Source organism: Bacillus infantis, from assembly GCF_020171945.1.
Lineage (GTDB): Bacteria > Bacillota > Bacilli > Bacillales > Cytobacillaceae > Bacillus_AB > Bacillus_AB infantis_A.
In genome coordinates this window covers 131,272-146,459 of sequence record NZ_JAIVAP010000002.1, presented here as the reverse complement: position 1 = coordinate 146,459, position 15,188 = coordinate 131,272, and the positions used below count along the sequence as shown (strand labels likewise).

The 15,188-nt window shown below is 47.1% G+C and carries 16 protein-coding genes; 4 read left to right on the top strand and 12 right to left on the bottom strand.

What is annotated here, in order from left to right; all coding sequences use genetic code 11:
- Nucleotides 1-6: 6 nt before the first annotated feature.
- Complete coding sequence (locus tag LCM00_RS04825) at nt 7-687, bottom strand: metal-dependent hydrolase (protein WP_224898444.1); 681 nt, start codon at nt 685-687, stop codon at nt 7-9.
- A gap of 157 nt (nt 688-844) precedes the next feature.
- On the opposite strand from LCM00_RS04825, the gene LCM00_RS04820 reads away from it, so the two are divergent.
- Entirely contained in the window at nt 845-1,939 is a 1,095-nt protein-coding gene (locus tag LCM00_RS04820) for a M24 family metallopeptidase (RefSeq protein ID WP_224898442.1), read from the top strand.
- A gap of 274 nt (nt 1,940-2,213) precedes the next feature.
- On the opposite strand, the gene ald is transcribed toward LCM00_RS04820, so the two are convergent.
- The gene (gene ald, locus LCM00_RS04815; protein ID WP_224898440.1) at nt 2,214-3,335 is read right to left on the bottom strand and encodes an alanine dehydrogenase; all 1,122 of its coding nucleotides are present in this window, start codon (nt 3,333-3,335) and stop codon (nt 2,214-2,216) included.
- 249 nt (nt 3,336-3,584) lie between these two features.
- On the opposite strand from ald, the gene LCM00_RS04810 reads away from it, so the two are divergent.
- Complete coding sequence (locus tag LCM00_RS04810; protein ID WP_224898438.1) at nt 3,585-4,910, top strand: purine-cytosine permease family protein; 1,326 nt, start codon at nt 3,585-3,587, stop codon at nt 4,908-4,910.
- A gap of 45 nt (nt 4,911-4,955) precedes the next feature.
- Here the strand turns inward: LCM00_RS04810 and LCM00_RS04805 are convergent, their stop codons facing one another.
- Nucleotides 4,956-5,111, bottom strand: a complete 156-nt coding sequence (locus LCM00_RS04805; protein WP_224898436.1) for a hypothetical protein — start codon at nt 5,109-5,111, stop codon at nt 4,956-4,958.
- 107 nt (nt 5,112-5,218) lie between these two features.
- Here LCM00_RS04805 and LCM00_RS04800 point away from each other — a divergent pair, with 107 nt between their 5' ends.
- The gene (locus LCM00_RS04800) at nt 5,219-5,671 is read left to right on the top strand and encodes a universal stress protein (protein ID WP_224898434.1); all 453 of its coding nucleotides are present in this window, start codon (nt 5,219-5,221) and stop codon (nt 5,669-5,671) included.
- A gap of 39 nt (nt 5,672-5,710) precedes the next feature.
- Here LCM00_RS04800 and argH read toward each other — a convergent pair whose 3' ends face one another.
- Nucleotides 5,711-7,099 carry an argininosuccinate lyase gene (gene argH / locus LCM00_RS04795; RefSeq protein WP_224898432.1) on the bottom strand — a complete coding sequence of 463 codons (1,389 nt, stop codon included), beginning with the start codon at nt 7,097-7,099 and terminating at the stop codon, nt 5,711-5,713.
- Entirely contained in the window at nt 7,096-8,301 is a 1,206-nt protein-coding gene (locus LCM00_RS04790) for an argininosuccinate synthase (protein ID WP_224898430.1), read from the bottom strand. The genes argH and LCM00_RS04790 overlap by 4 nt, the downstream gene beginning before the upstream one ends.
- Nucleotides 8,302-8,537: 236 nt before the next feature.
- Between LCM00_RS04790 and LCM00_RS04785 the strand changes: the two genes are divergently transcribed.
- The gene (locus LCM00_RS04785; protein ID WP_224898428.1) at nt 8,538-8,852 is read left to right on the top strand and encodes a hypothetical protein; all 315 of its coding nucleotides are present in this window, start codon (nt 8,538-8,540) and stop codon (nt 8,850-8,852) included.
- 67 nt (nt 8,853-8,919) lie between these two features.
- On the opposite strand, the gene LCM00_RS04780 is transcribed toward LCM00_RS04785, so the two are convergent.
- From LCM00_RS04780 to LCM00_RS04750, 7 genes are all read right to left on the bottom strand, one after another.
- On the bottom strand, nt 8,920-9,435 hold the full coding sequence (locus LCM00_RS04780) for a MogA/MoaB family molybdenum cofactor biosynthesis protein (protein ID WP_224898426.1): 516 nt from the start codon (nt 9,433-9,435) through the stop codon (nt 8,920-8,922).
- Nucleotides 9,432-10,274 carry an EcsC family protein gene (locus LCM00_RS04775; RefSeq protein WP_224898424.1) on the bottom strand — a complete coding sequence of 281 codons (843 nt, stop codon included), beginning with the start codon at nt 10,272-10,274 and terminating at the stop codon, nt 9,432-9,434. The genes LCM00_RS04780 and LCM00_RS04775 overlap by 4 nt, the downstream gene beginning before the upstream one ends.
- Nucleotides 10,275-10,412: 138 nt before the next feature.
- Entirely contained in the window at nt 10,413-11,600 is a 1,188-nt protein-coding gene (locus LCM00_RS04770) for an acetate kinase (protein ID WP_224898422.1), read from the bottom strand.
- A 495-nt stretch (nt 11,601-12,095) separates the two neighbouring features.
- Nucleotides 12,096-13,082 carry a class I SAM-dependent methyltransferase gene (locus LCM00_RS04765; RefSeq protein WP_224898420.1) on the bottom strand — a complete coding sequence of 329 codons (987 nt, stop codon included), beginning with the start codon at nt 13,080-13,082 and terminating at the stop codon, nt 12,096-12,098.
- A 154-nt stretch (nt 13,083-13,236) separates the two neighbouring features.
- Nucleotides 13,237-13,737 carry a thiol peroxidase gene (gene tpx, locus LCM00_RS04760; protein WP_224898418.1) on the bottom strand — a complete coding sequence of 167 codons (501 nt, stop codon included), beginning with the start codon at nt 13,735-13,737 and terminating at the stop codon, nt 13,237-13,239.
- 143 nt (nt 13,738-13,880) lie between these two features.
- Nucleotides 13,881-14,369, bottom strand: coding sequence for a GerW family sporulation protein (ytfJ, locus tag LCM00_RS04755; protein WP_101550517.1), 489 nt, complete (start codon nt 14,367-14,369; stop codon nt 13,881-13,883).
- 18 nt (nt 14,370-14,387) lie between these two features.
- Nucleotides 14,388-15,089: a DUF2953 domain-containing protein gene (locus LCM00_RS04750; protein ID WP_224898416.1), complete on the bottom strand. Its 702-nt coding sequence runs from the start codon at nt 15,087-15,089 to the stop codon at nt 14,388-14,390.
- Nucleotides 15,090-15,188: the final 99 nt, after the last annotated feature.

Here is a 15,188-nt window from a genome sequence, read left to right as displayed (position 1 = left end):
CTGCACTTACAGTTCGATGGATTCTCCCGCTTCAAGCACCTTGCCTTTGCCTTCAGGAAGCATTTCAATGAATTTTTGCGGATCCTGTTTGATCGGAGGGAAAGTATTAAAATGGATAGGGACTGTCACCCCTGCCTGCAGAAGCTCAGCTGCATATGCTGCATCCTCAGGACCCATTGTGAAGTTATCGCCAATCGGAAGGAATGCAGCATCAATCGGATGGCGGTCGCCAATCAGCTTCATATCGGAAAATAATGCAGTATCTCCTGCATGGTAAACCGTTTTGCCCTCAGCCATGAAAAGAACGCCGGCCGGCATGCCAAGATAGATAATCTCTTTATTTTCTGTCATCAGTCCAGTGCCATGGATAGCAGGTGTAAGCTTTACCTTTCCAAAATCAAACTCATAAGCTCCTCCAATGCTCATCGCATGCGTCTTGATGCCCTGCCAGCCCAAATAAGCAGCAAGCTCGGCATTTGCAATGACAAGAGAATCATTGTTCCTCGCCAGCTCCACTGTGTCTCCAAGATGGTCGCTGTGGCCGTGTGTCAGGATGATGACATCCGGTTTGACGTCCTCTGCTTTCAGGTCTGTCAGGTCATTGCCTGTGATGAATGGATCGAATAAGATCACTTTGCCTTCTGTTTCAATTTTCACGACAGCATGCCCATGGTATGAAACCTTCATCGCTATCTTCTCCCTTCAAAATCATATGTAAATCAATGTTCAACAAAAATACAGGATTTCCTCCTGGAATAATTCTATACCCTTTCTAATTCACAATTAAAAGTTTACAATTAACGTGAAGCAAACAGCACTTACATACGATTTAGGAGGTTTTTGCATGGACAGCAGAATCAGCAAGTTATCACAATGGATGAAGGAAGAGAATATCGACTTCAGCTTTATCACTTCTCCCGATAATGTCTTTTATTTAAGCGGGTTCCTCAGCGATCCGCATGAACGCCTCCTCGGACTTGGCGTTTTCCAGGATGAAGAGCCTTTCCTTGTCTGCCCCGGGATGGAAAAAAATGATGCTAAGAATGCCGGATGGAATTATGAAATCATCGGCTACAGCGATACGGATAATCCGTGGGAATTCATCTCTTCTGCCATTCAAAGAAGGAATCAAAAGGTCAGCAGGGCTGCAGTTGAAAAAGAACATATGAATGTAGAGCGATATGAAGCAATTTCTGGTTTATTCTCCGGCGCGGCATTCGTTTCAGCAGAAGAGAAGCTGAGAAAGCTGAGGATGGTGAAGGATGAGAAGGAGCTGAAAATCATTCGTGAAGCATGCGCCCTGGCCGACTTTGCCATCCAAACAGGCTGTGAAGAAATTAAAGAAGGCAAAACCGAGATGGATGTCCTTGCCGCGGTCGAGTATGCCTTGAAGAAAAAGGGCATCAATGAAATGTCCTTCTCCACGATGGTCCTGACCGGTGCAAACGGCGCTTCTCCGCACGGGACTCCGGGAATGACCAAAATCAAGAGAGGCGATCTTGTCCTTTTTGATTTGGGCGTCGTAGTCGACGGATACTGCTCAGACATTACCCGCACTGTCGCATACGGGGAAATAAGTGAGAAGCAGAGAGAAATATATGATACAGTTCTTAAAGCGCAGCTGGCTGCCGTAGAGGCTTCAAAGCCAGGGGCTGCCTGCTCTGAAATAGATATGACGGCAAGAAACATCATTGCAGAGGCCGGCTATGGAGAGTACTTCCCTCACCGCCTTGGCCACGGCCTCGGAGTAAGTGTTCATGAATATCCTTCATTGACTTCAGCCAACCCCCTCCAGCTTGAAAAAGGCATGGTATTCACCATTGAGCCTGGAATCTATGTACCTGGCATAGCTGGTGTCAGGATTGAAGATGATTTGGCCGTAACAGAAAACGGTGTAGAGATCTTAACGAAATTCCCGAAGGAACTTCAATTTGTCTGATTAAAGGGACAAAAGCGCAAGCGCCTTGATCACCCTAAAGGAACGCAGACTAAGAACGCCACGTCCTGTGGCAACGTCTGCATGACCCCCATCCTGGGGGCCTCAAGACGAACCTCCCGGAAAGGCGTTCTTTGCCTTTTTGGGAGGTTTGGCTTGTGACCTCGGCGCAGCTGCTGGACATGGATCAAGAATTGAAAATTATCCACAAGTCTTACAATTTATAAATTCCTTAACAACAAAAAGATCCGGAGCAGCTGCTCCGGATCTTTCTATTTTACTGCTGCTCAAGCAGTGTCGCTGTATCAGAATAGTCAAGGCCATGTGCCTCGGCTACAGCTTTATAGGTAACATAGCCGTTAAGGGTATTGATGCCCTTCAGCAAAGCTTCATTATCAGCGCATGCCTGCTTATAGCCTTTATTGGCGATCTGGACCGCATACGGCACAGTCACGTTTGTCAGGGCAATTGTTGAAGTGCGCGGAACAGCACCAGGCATATTGGCTACCGCGTAATGAACGACTCCATGCTTCTCATAAGTTGGATTGTCATGGGTAGTGATCCTGTCAGTCGTCTCAAAGATCCCGCCCTGGTCGATCGCAATATCAACTACGACAGAGCCAGGATTCATGCTCATGATCATTTCTTCTGTCACAAGCTTTGGCGCTTTTGCTCCCGGAATGAGAACCGCACCGATTACCAGATCAGAATCTTTGACCGCTTCTGCAATATTATAAGGATTGGACATCAACGTTGTCACATCATTGCCGAAGATATCATCCAGCTGGCGCAGGCGTTCCGGGCTCAGGTCGATGATTGTCACCTTTGCACCAAGTCCTACTGCCATTTTAGCTGCATTTGTACCGGCAACACCGCCGCCGATGATCGTCACTTTTCCGCGCTGCACGCCAGGCACACCGGATAATAAGATCCCTTTGCCGCCATGGACCTTCTCCAGGAATTGCGCTCCGATCTGGGAAGCCATCCTTCCGGCAACCTCGCTCATAGGTGTCAAAAGGGGCAATGCATTATTGGCAAGCTGGACCGTTTCATAAGCGATCCCAACCACTTTATTATCAATCAGAGCCTTCGTAAGCTCCGGCTCTGGAGCTAAATGCAAGTATGTAAATAAAATCAAGCCTTCACGGAAATAAGCATATTCACTAGGCAGGGGCTCTTTTACCTTCATGACCATTTCCATGGACCATGCTTCCTCTGCACTGTTTACAATTTTCGCGCCAGCAGCTGTATAATCTTCATCACTGAAACCGGATCCCATGCCAGCCTGGGTTTCAATAAATACTTCATGGCCAAAATTCAGCAAATTGACAACGCCAGCCGGTGTCATTGCGACACGATTTTCATTGTTTTTTATCTCTCTGGGTATTCCGATACGCATGCTGCATACCTCCTGCAAAATATAGTAAATAGGATAGAACCGATACTACTATAACACCTTTATAGGAAAAGAAGAAAGAAAAATTTTTATAATGCCTGCAAACCCTTACATTACCGTCCAGATACACTCTCGCTGAAATTGCGGTGTTATCCGGTTATGATGACATCTCTGCGGGCCGGGGATAAAAAAATATCCTGCATCAGCACCGCTTATTGTAAAATGGATGTTAGAAAGAGAGCTGATGCAAGTATGGCTTCAACTGCCAACACACAACAAGACAGCCGGGGTAAAATTGAGCAGCTCGGGCTGGAGGCCGTTCCCTCCCACCTTAAACAAACTCCCTGGTATGATTTCACGATTCTGCAGATGGCCTTTTCGGTAAATTCGGGGAATTTCCTTGTCCCAGCACTTGCCGTGATTTCAGGGGGGCTATCTTTTTATGCTGCCGTGGCATCCACTATGATTGGGGCTGCTTTCGCCTTTTTGCTTGTGTCCTTCTTGACGCTTCCCGGATCCCGCTACGGACTGCCTGCCCAATATGCAATCAGAAGCATGCTTGGCACAGGGGCGGCAAGATATGTTTCGTCCCCGATACGCACTTTGACATCCTTATACTGGTTTGCTGTTCAGACGATTGGCGGGACTGCTGTACTGACCGGGCTGGGAAGCAGGCTTTTTTCTGTCACGCTGCCTTTTCTGGCAGTTTCGGTCTGCCTGGCCCTGATCATGGCCATATTGGCGCTTGTCGGCTTTGATGCGGTGAAAAAAGCAACACGCTATTTTATGCCATTTCTGCTGATCGGCCAGGCTGCACTATTTGTCCTGCTGATCCAAAAAGCGGGCCAGACTGATTACAGTACGATTCTAAACCATGGCGGCTGGGAGCTTTCTTCATTCCTGTTCTATTCAAGCCTGGCTTTTGTCCAATATGTTTCAGGAGTCAGTGCCTCTTCTGATATGGCAAGGTATGCTAAATCTGAACGGGGGGCTTTTTGGGGGCTTTTTTCAGGAAATACAGCTGGCTTTGCGGTCACAGCCGTTTTAGGCGCACTGTCTGCAAGCCTCCTGGGAGAGCTGAATCCTTTTGTGTCGGCAAGCACCCTCACAGCTTCTGTTCCCCTGCTTGTGCTGATTTTCGCATGTGCCATGATGTCCATGATTTCCATCAACCTGAATAATGCCTATACAGGCGGATTCAGCCTTCTGAATACACTCCAGGGGCTCGGGAGGATAAAGAGTGCATGTCTATTCGGGCTCGCTGCGGTCATTCTGAGCTGCTTTCCTGATATCGTTGAATCAGCGCAGAAATACATATCTCTGCTCGGCACCTTTGTCATTCCCATTTCTGCGGTTATTGCAGCAGATTTTCTTTTCGTAAAAAGGCGGAAGCTGACTGAAGCAGATCTGCTCGTCCTGCGGGAGCCCGCTTTTGTAAATAAGCAGGCAATCATCAGCATGATTTTCGGGATCATTTTTTACAGCCTCCTGCCAGACAATGCTTCTCCAGGATTCGTTTCATTTATAGCCACCGCTTCCCTTTACATCTGTCTTCAGCTGCAAAAAGGGAGGCAATAAAGGGAAAAGTGCAGGGCAAACGCGCCCTGCACTTTTTTCAATGTTTTATTTTGTTTCCTCTTTGCTGCTGTATGTGTCGACTCTTCCATTTTCCTGGTCGATGACACCACTGTTGTACGAATCCATGATCTGTGCACTCACCTGGCTGTGTCCCTGATCGTCATAGATATAATGAGACTGCCCTTTTGGCTCTTTTGGCATCGTCAATTCCCCCTTATAAATTTTTTCATCTATACTATCTTTCGAATTTCTGTAACAGTTATGCATTTTGGGGTAATGTATAATAAAGGTAAAAGGAGGAGATGCAAATGACGCTCACGTATAAAAACATTTTAGTAGCAGTAGACGGTTCCAAAGAGGCGGAATGGGCCTTCAAGAAGGCAGTCGGTATAGCGGTCAGGAACAAAGCCAGGCTGACCCTTGCCCATATCATCGATACACGCACCTTTGCAACTGTCGAAGCCTATGACAGGACAATTGCTGAAAGGGCTGACACATTTGCAGGCGAGCTGCTTAAAAAGTATCAGCAGGAAGCAGTGGAGGCTGGAGTAGAAAATGTGGAATATGTGACAGATTATGGTTCTCCGAAAGTGAAGATCCCCAAGGAAATTGCCAAGGTCCAGCATGCAGATCTGATCGTCTGCGGGGCAACTGGTTTGAATGCAGTCGAACGCTTCCTCATCGGCAGCGTCTCCGAGCATATCACCCGCTATGCCCCTTGTGATGTGCTAGTGGTCAGGACCGAAAAAGACCCGGAATAAAAGTTAAAGGCCGCTGCTTCCCTGCAGCGGCCTTTATTGTTATGAATAGGCTTTGTCCTTCAGGCGGCCTTTTGCTTTTTCCAGCGCCTTTTTTATTTGGGCAAACCCTGTGCCCCCCTGGCTGTTCCTTCTCGCGACAGCTGCCCTCGGGTCAAGGACTTCATAAATATCCTCTTCAAAAAGTGAGCTTGCCTCTTTATATACATCCATTGGCAGGCCGGAAAGGAAGCAGCCTCTATTCACACAGTCAAGTACAAGCTTCCCGACAATTTCATGCGCTTCCCTGAATGGGAGACCTTTACCTGAAAGATAATCTGCGAGCTCTGTCGCATTGGAAAAATCGCTTTTCGTGGCACTCTCCATTACTTCACCGTTAACCTTCATGGATGCAACCATGCCGGAAAAAATTTTAAGTGAGCCAATAACCGTTTTGACCGTATCAAACATGCCCTCTTTATCTTCCTGCATATCTTTGTTGTAAGCGAGAGGCAGCCCCTTCAGTACCGTAAGCAGGCTGACAAGATTGCCATAGACACGGCCAGTTTTTCCGCGGATCAGCTCCGCCATGTCCGGGTTTTTCTTCTGCGGCATAATGCTGCTGCCTGTTGCAAAGCTGTCATCGAGCTCAATGAACCGGAATTCCTGGCTGGACCAGAGAATGATTTCCTCGCTGAAACGGGACAGGTGCATCATCAGGATGCTGCTTGCTGAGAGGAATTCAATGATAAAGTCCCTGTCGCTTACGGCATCCATGCTGTTTTCATAGATGTCATCAAAGCCGAGCAGACTCGCTGTCAGCTCGCGGTCGATCGGAAAGGTTGTGCCGGCAAGGGCTCCTGCACCAAGAGGAGAAATATTGATCCTTTTCAAGTTCTCACTGTATCTCTCCTTATCCCTTTCCAGCATCCAAAAATAAGCCATCAAGTGATGCGCAAAAGAAATGGGCTGGGCTCTCTGAAGATGAGTATAGCCCGGCATGAGGGTCTCCACATTCTCCTCTGCCTGGGAAAGGAGCGCTGCCTGGAGCTCTTCAATCAGCTCGATAACATGCGCTGCCTGTTTCTTTAGATACAGATGCATATCTGCTGCTACCTGGTCATTCCTGCTTCTGCCTGTATGAAGCTTGCCGCCGACAGGCCCGATTTCGTCCGTAAGCAGGCTTTCCAGGTTCAGATGGATATCCTCTAGCTTTACGGAGAAAGGAAGCTCCCCTTCCTGGGATTTTTCCTTTAACAGCTTGAGCCCCTTTTGGATCTGTGCTGCTTCCTCTTTTTCAATGATGCCGCAGCTGGACAGCATTTCCACGTGCGCAAGGCTTCCCTCTATATCCTCCTCAACAAGCTCCTGGTCAAAGGAAATGGAGGCGCCGAATTCATCCACCCATTCCTCTGCTGATTTCGTAAATCTTCCTCCCCAAAGTTTCTTCACACTGTCACCTTCTTATTTTGTACAATGCTTTGAACCTTGGTCGGCAGACCCCATAGCTGGATAAAGCCAACAGCAGCATTATGGTCGAATTCATCTTCAGAGGTATAGGTGGCCAATTTTTCATCATAAAGGGAATAGGGAGATTTTCTGCCTTCGACGATGCTGTGCCCCTTGAACAATTTCACCCTTACAGTTCCAGTCACATGCTTTTGTGTTTCCTCAAGGAAAGCCGTTAAAGCCTTTTTCAATGGCGAGAACCAAAGCCCTTCATAGATCAGCTCAGTCAGTTTTTTCTCGATGACAGGCTTGAAATGGGCAAGCTCTTTCACAAGGGTAAGATCTTCAAGTTCTTTATGCGCTTTGATCAGTGTCATGGCTCCGGGACATTCATAGACTTCCCTTGATTTGATGCCGACAAGTCTGTTCTCAACATGGTCAATGCGCCCGACTCCATGCTTGCCTGCCATCAGGTTCAGCTCAAGGATCAATTCGGATAACGGATAAGCTTTTCCGTTCAGGCTTACCGGCACCCCTTTACTGAATTCAATTTCCACAATGTCAGGGGTGTCAGGCGTATAATCCAGGCTGGTTGTCAGATCGTAGGCCTCTTCAGGCGGTGCAGCCCATGGATCTTCCAGGATCCCGCATTCGTTGCTGCGGCCCCAGAGGTTTTGGTCTATGGAGAACGGGGAATCCAGATTGATCGGAATCGGGATATTATTATCCTTTGCATATTGGATTTCTTCTTCTCTGGACCATTTCCATTCCCTTACAGGCGCGAGCACCTTGAGATCTGGATTAAGCGCCTGTATCGATACCTCGAACCTTACCTGGTCATTTCCTTTTCCTGTACAGCCATGGGCAACCGCAACGGCGCCTTCCTTTTCAGCCACTTCAACAAGCTTTTTAGCAATAAGGGGCCTTGAAAGAGCAGATACAAGCGGGTATTTGCCTTCATAAAGAGCATGCGCCTGAAGGGCTGCAAGTGCATATTCATTCGCAAACTCTTCTTTCACATCCAGCACATATGACTGGACGGCTCCCACTTTAAGCGCCTTTTCCTGGATGAACTTCAGATCCTTGCCTTCCCCAACGTCAAGGCAGCACGCAACCACCGAGTAACCCTGGTCGCCAAGCCATTTAATCGCCACAGAAGTATCCAGTCCGCCTGAGTATGCTAAAACAACTTTTTGATTTGACATGAAAATTTCCTCCTCTATAGATGAACGAATAAATATTCATTTAAATTATGTTTTTATACAATTAACTAGTTATTACTCTAACAATATTCCAGGATTAATTCAATAGTTATTCGTTAAAATGTATAAAAATTTATCACACCACCCATGGTGACAGGCACCTGTACCAGTCAGCCGACTGGTATAGGTGCCTGTCACCATGTACAATAAAAGCAGCCTATTTTAAGGGGACGGATGAGATGGAGGATGTTTTTGTTTTGGATGGGCGAATGGGGATTGCGGTTCCTGTGCTGGACGGCGAGTGGGAAGAGTACCCGCAGGAAGAGCGCCAGGAAATCCTGTATACATGGGAGAAAATCCGCGGGGGGATCCCGGACAGGATATCGGAGCTTGAGTCACAGATAAACCGCAGGCAGGACCAGCTTGCAGATGAAGAAAATTTTGAGCTTTCATGCAGACTGAACAGCGAGATCGCAGACCTTGCTTCCATCATCAACGATCTTTGGCTGTGGTACAGGGCCAATCAGGAAATCGGGGGAAAACTGCATCGCTGATATTACACAGGAATAATGTGCACGGAAGCAAAAAGGCGGGGCGCCATAATGGCGCCCCGCAATCTTTTTATCCAAGATCCTTCTTTACTTCCCTGACAACATGCCCGAGCTCCGGGATGATCAATTTATGCATAGCCAGCCTTACTGCACCCGATGATCCCGGTGTGGAAAAGACCGGAGTATTCTCAATGATGCCAGCAGAAGCGCGGGAGAGGATTGCAGCCGGGCCGATGTCCTCCTGGTAGCTTAGCATACGGAATATTTCTCCGAAGCCGGTAATTTCCTTTTGATAAAGAGCGCTCACCGTTTCAATGGTTACGTCCCTTAAAGCAATTCCAGTCCCGCCATTGGTAAGTACTGCATCGATCTCCGGGTCTGAACATCCCTCCAGAACCGCCTCGCTGATTTTTTCTTTTTCATCCGCCACTATCTGATAGGAAGATACCAGATGGCCTTCCGCTTCAAGGAACTCCTTCATCAGCTTTCCGCTTTTGTCAGTCTCCGCATTTCTTGTATCACTGATAGTAATGATTTTGCATCTGACTGTTTTTGGAGCTTCTTTTTTATGTTCTTCGCTGCTCATCGCACGTCTCCCTGCTTCTTCAGCAAATACCTGTACTGATAATATTTGTGGGCGAAATCAGTGACCTTCCTGGTAAACTGATAGTTTGCCCCTGCTCCTATGGCCATGCTGACAAGCGGGATGCCCTGGATGGATTTCCTTTTGAAAGCCGCTATAGCCAGGCCTTTAAAAAGCTGTTTAATTGGCTGTCCCATCCATGCGATGTCTGTCAGTTCCTCCTGTCCCTCATAAAAATAAGCTTCTTCCGCATTCTCCAGTTCGGCTAAAAGCTGCTCCCAAGCCTGTCCCTGCAGCCGAGGCGGCAGGATCGATGAGCAAAACACCTTTAAGGAAACCATCATCTCATAAGGCGTGTTCACTTCAATTCCATATGTCATCGCAATGAGCTGGACTGCACGCAAGTTGATGACAGCCATGGCAGGAAGATCAGATCCAAGCAGCAGCACTCCGCCGGTCCCCGAAGCCCCTCCCTGTGCAAATGAGTAAAGGCGGTGGCGGGCAATCTGCTGATTGGCTATGTATTGCAGCTGATTGATATCCAATGAGGCCAGATCTTCCACTGTTTCAATGCCCGCGTCAAAGATGCGGCCTGCAGAAAGGATCCGCTCCTTTGCATCCAGCTGGAGCTGTGAGCTTTGGATCAAGGCATGGAGATGGAACAGCCAGTTATCCAGGGACGCAAAAAATTGCTGCTGAGTTTTCTCAGGAAGCAGCAGGAATGCCTTTTCCAGATATTTGTCATAGGTCAGCTCCAAATCATTGGATTCATACTGCGCCAGCTTGTCTTCCCATTGTGCGATCTCAGATAAAGCCTGTTCTTCCCGTCCGTTTAAAGCCATATATTCATCCTCCTTGCCAGTGTTTTTGTTCAGTATAGCATATAGGTTCAGGCAAATCCTGTTTCATTGAATGGAGAAGGCAGAAAAACAAAAGGACAAAGAAGCCTTGGCTCCTTCGTCCTTCCAGTAATTCAAATATTATTTCGCAAGCCTTACTACATCCCTGGCGATCATAACTTCTTCATTTGTCGGGATGACGATGACCTTGACCGGTGAGTGAGGATAATTGACGAATGTTTCCTCGCCGCGGACCTTGTTCAATGCAGGGTCCCAATATACGCCCATGAATTCCAGTCCCTGAAGGACACGCTCACGGATTTCAGCACTATTTTCGCCGATGCCCGCTGTAAAGATGATGGCATCTACGCCGTACATACGGGAAGCATAAGAGCCGATATATTTGTGGATCCGGTTTGCAAACACTTCAAGAGCAAGCTCTGCTCTTTCGTTGCCTTCAGACGCTTGAACCTCGATGTCGCGAAGGTCGCTTGAGAAACCGGAAACCCCAAGCATCCCGCTCTCTTTATTCAGTACATTAAGTACTTCATCAGCAGACTTGCCTGTTTTCTCCATGATGAATGGAATTAAAGCAGGGTCAATATTCCCTGAACGGGTACCCATTGTCACACCGGCAAGCGGTGTAAAGCCCATGGATGTATCAATTGATTTTCCGCCTTCGATGGCCGCGATGCTCGCACCGTTCCCCAAGTGGCAGGAAAGCAGGCGAAGCTGCTCAAGCGGACGGCCAAGAAGCTCTGCTGCACGCTCTGATACATATTTATGTGAAGTTCCGTGGAAGCCGTATTTACGGATGCCGAACTTCTCATAATACTCATAAGGAAGGCTGTACAAGAACGAGCTTTCAGGCATTGTCTGGTGGAATGCAGTATCAAAAACAGCTACTGCCGGCACATTTGGAAGCACCTGCTGGAATGCCTTGATTCCTGTAATGTTTGCAGGATTGTGAAGAGGAGCCAGCTCGGAAAGGGCATCAATTTTACTCAGCACGTCTTCCGTGATAACCGCAGAATCTGCAAACTCTTCTCCTCCGTGTACTACACGGTGGCCGATCCCTTCAATTTCATCCAGGGATTCAATGATCTTTAGATCAGTCAGCTTGTTGAGCAGAAGCTTGACTGCAACCTCATGGTCAGGGATTTCCGTCACTTCCGTCTGCTTCTCGCCATTGACAGAAATACTGAAAACCGCATCATTCAGACCAATTCTTTCAATTAAACCTTTTGTGATTACTTCTTCGCTTGGCATTTCAAATAATTGAAATTTCAATGAAGAACTTCCAGCATTAATTGCAATAATTTTCGCCACGATATGTCGCTCCTTTTAAATGCGGACTCGCATACGTCCTGTATGTTTAACCAGTGCAATGGGGATCAAGGGGAAAATGTATCTCTTTTTTCTCCAGGATGCCAGCCTTTATATAACACCGATGCTTATCTAATGCCTGATGTGGTACACATTTATTGTGTGCAACTGGCATCATTTTATCTCTCAATTCCCCATTTAATCACTGTACTTGCATGATTTCAAGAAACATTCATAATTGGTATCGTTTACAGTAAAAATTAAGTGTATTCCGACATTTCGATTATCTTCGCTTCTATTTTCCCATTACCCCTGCGGCTCTTCTGCTAAAACAGAACTTCCATTTAAAGACTGCCGATTAATGCGGCGGCATTCGCATCCCCCTCATTTTGAAAACTTCTGCGGGCATGTATTGAGGCTGGACAGCCCCATTAAATTATTTGCTTCTTATGCAAAAAGAAAAAGCATGATCCAGTCTGGAATCATGCTTTTGTCTTTTTATATCTTGTTTTCCCTGAACCAGGCGTCCACCTGCTTAAGGATCCTCTCGACCTGTTCAGTTTTTGATAGGCTCGGCATGTTCACAAGCAAGGCTTGCTTCGGAGCTGTGACCCCTTCACCTTTTTTCTGGAGGATAAAAACGCTTTTTGCGGCATTTTTATTTTTAAACAATGTTTCCGGGAGCTGAAGCAGGCCCTGGATGATGCTTGTCTTGCCTATATACTCCTTCAGCTTGTCCGCCTGTTCACTTTCAAACAGGCCATTAGGCACAATCAGGAACAGATAGCCGCCTTCCTTTACATGGCGCATGCTTTGTTCCAGGAAAAGATGATGGGCATAAGAATGGCCCTCGTCTGCCTTCAGCTCATAATCCTGCGCCCTTATGTCGTTGGGATAATACCCAACCGGAAGGTCGCTGATGACTGCATCCACGCTTTCAATGAACAAGGGCTCAAGGCTGTCCTGGTTATAGAATTGGATCGGGTGCTTCTGGAGGTTGGCATTGATGTAGGCAAGCTTGATGAGAAGGTCGTCCACATCTGACCCGACAGCTTCAATGCTTTTTCCTTCCTGCTGATTGATGACAGTGGTAAGGAGATTGCCTGTCCCGACCGCCGGGTCCAGAAGGCGGTAAGATTTCGCACCGACAAATTTATTCACAAGATAACCCGTCAGCATTCCGACAGCATCCGGTGTCATCTGATGGTTTGGCTGCACATTTTCCTTCATGCCCTTTAAAATGGCCAGCTGAAACGACTTTCTGATATTCTCGCTTGTATAAAGGTCAAGATTCAGCGACTCATAGCTTTTTTTCAGCCTTTTTACGCTAAGCTCACTGAGTCCGTCCTGGAGAATGGACTCTTGAAAAATATTATCGCCTGTTTCTGCAAGCGCCTCTAAATATGTACATTGCAGTTCTTCCTGCAAGATCATAGCTGTTTCGTTAAAGACTGAGAACAGTTCTTCTACGGGAGTGATACTCACTAATTCATTCCTCCTGCTAAAATATTATTGTCTTATTGTAACGGGGTTCCGGCAGGATCACAAGCCCGCCGCCTGCCATTCAGGAGATTGTGGAATACAGCCTGGGCATTCTTAAGGCATATAAAAACCCCGATTGCCCGGGGTTCTTCGAAGTTTATTCAGCTTGACTTGCAGCTTCCACTGCGGCTTCATAGTCAGGATGGTCAGTTGCTTCGCTCACATATTGGGCATAAGCCACTTTGTCATTGGAATCAACAACAAATACTGCCCGTGCAAGAAGGCGGAGCTCCTTGATCGCTACTCCGTACGCTTCACCGAAAGAGAGATCGCGGTGGTCTGAAACTGTCTGGACATTTTCAATGCCGGCAGCCGCGCACCAGCGCTTCTGTGCGAAAGGAAGGTCTACGCTGACTGTAAGAACTTTTACATTATCAAGCTTTGATGCTTCTTCATTGAATCTGCGTGTCTGGGCGTCGCAAACGCCTGTGTCAATAGAGGGAACAACACTGATCAGTCTTACCTGGCCCTTGGAATCCGCAAGCGTCACCTCAGATAAGTCATTGGCAAGCACTTTAAATTCCGGAGCTTGGTCTCCTGCTTTCACTTCATTCCCCAGCAAAGTAACCGGATTTCCTTTAAAAGTAATTGATGCCATTGGTTTCTTCCTCCTTATTTTTTCATATATGTACAGTGCAATCATACTTCCTGGAAAATCTTTTTGCAATGAAAAGCCATTCCATTTTTGCAATAGAAAAGGCTGTCTCCGGGGACGAAGGCCAGCCTTTTCAAACATCCATTTTAGAAGTCCAGGTCATGCTTTGGTCCATTGTATTCGTTCGAGCGGTTCTGGCTGCTTTGGCCTTCGCTCTTTCCATCCTGGCCGCTGTTTCCTGATCCGTTATTCTTTGACATCATCTGCTGGATCTTATCAACTGCCTGAGGAGCCAAATCAAGGATTTTTTCATATAGATGTGTGCTTTCGTCCAGATGGACCATTTTAACTCCATGGGAACTCACGATTAAAAAAGCAATCGGCGTAATGGAAACCCCGCCGCCGCTTCCTCCGCCAAACGGATGCTTCGGTTTGCCTTCTCCCTCGCGGCCTGATCCTTCAAGCATAAACTCACTGCCGCCTGCTGCAAATCCAAATCCAACCTTTGATACGGTAAGGATCACACTTCCATCAGGAGTTTCAACCGGGTCCCCGATGATTGTATTTACATCAATCATTTCTTTCAAATTTTCCATTGCGGTCGTCATCAAGCCTTGTATCGGATGATCAGACATAGTAAACTTCCTCCTCATCTAAACGGATTTTGTTTTATTATCAGATAGCACGGATAACGGCTTTGTCCTAAAGTCCGGCATTCCGCCTTTCCAATATTTAATCAGTTTAATTCCTGCCAACATAGCTTGCCCGATGCGGAATTGAAACATACATGAAAAACGGGTTTGGGAGACAGCTGCCTGGAAATGGGGGGTCACCGACAAAACGGGCATCTCCCTCATCCTCATATAGTTGCTGAGGATGCCGATCAGGCTTCCTTTTGCAGACCAGATTATCCCTGCAAGGACAGCAGTATGCGCCGCATCCCCGATTCCGGCCAATGTATGCCATTTGATATCCCTGATTGCCACCTTTTTCAGAAATCGCCGGATGATCGTGTGGAGGCCAATTATATGGCGTATAAGCTCCTCGGCATCCTTGATACTGTTCAGAAAGTCCTCCGGTGTGAATTTTTTCCGGTCTTCCTGCTTCTTCTTCTCCTTCTGGCCGGCTTCTACTTTCTCTTCAACAACAATGGAAGGAGAGTCATCATCGATTTTTATCAGCGGAACCTGTATGTTATAGCGGATAAGGCCGAACCAGGCCCTGAACTTTATTGATATATGGTCATTATCCTGGCCATGATAGAAGTTAAAGAAAACTGTAAGCTTTGAGAAAAGAAGAATAATGAGCAAAAGCAGAATGACTGCTGCAGCTGTCCCCAGGATCACCCACCACATCCGATCACCCCCTATTAACGGGCTGGTGTATTTTTTCGCATTATTATTCTGCTAAAGATATCCAGACGCTAAGTCTAGGCTTTCCTTTTGGGAAAAAAA

Bases quoted from the DNA above. Each gene is read 5' to 3' on its own strand.
- LCM00_RS04775 (WP_224898424.1), bottom strand. From the start codon at position 10,274: ATGGCTTTAAACGGACGGGAAGAACAGGCTTTATCTGAGATCGCACAA.
- LCM00_RS04750 (WP_224898416.1), bottom strand. From the start codon at position 15,089: ATGTGGTGGGTGATCCTGGGGACAGCTGCAGCAGTCATTCTGCTTTTG.
- LCM00_RS04820 (WP_224898442.1), top strand. From the start codon at position 845: ATGGACAGCAGAATCAGCAAGTTATCACAATGGATGAAGGAAGAGAAT.
- LCM00_RS04785 (WP_224898428.1), top strand. From the start codon at position 8,538: ATGGAGGATGTTTTTGTTTTGGATGGGCGAATGGGGATTGCGGTTCCT.
- LCM00_RS04810 (WP_224898438.1), top strand. From the start codon at position 3,585: ATGGCTTCAACTGCCAACACACAACAAGACAGCCGGGGTAAAATTGAG.
- LCM00_RS04825 (WP_224898444.1), bottom strand. From the start codon at position 687: ATGAAGGTTTCATACCATGGGCATGCTGTCGTGAAAATTGAAACAGAA.
- LCM00_RS04800 (WP_224898434.1), top strand. From the start codon at position 5,219: ATGACGCTCACGTATAAAAACATTTTAGTAGCAGTAGACGGTTCCAAA.
- tpx (WP_224898418.1), bottom strand. From the start codon at position 13,737: ATGGCATCAATTACTTTTAAAGGAAATCCGGTTACTTTGCTGGGGAAT.
- LCM00_RS04780 (WP_224898426.1), bottom strand. From the start codon at position 9,435: ATGAGCAGCGAAGAACATAAAAAAGAAGCTCCAAAAACAGTCAGATGC.
- LCM00_RS04805 (WP_224898436.1), bottom strand. From the start codon at position 5,111: ATGCCAAAAGAGCCAAAAGGGCAGTCTCATTATATCTATGACGATCAG.
- ytfJ (WP_101550517.1), bottom strand. From the start codon at position 14,369: ATGTCTGATCATCCGATACAAGGCTTGATGACGACCGCAATGGAAAAT.
- LCM00_RS04790 (WP_224898430.1), bottom strand. From the start codon at position 8,301: ATGTCAAATCAAAAAGTTGTTTTAGCATACTCAGGCGGACTGGATACT.
- ald (WP_224898440.1), bottom strand. From the start codon at position 3,335: ATGCGTATCGGAATACCCAGAGAGATAAAAAACAATGAAAATCGTGTC.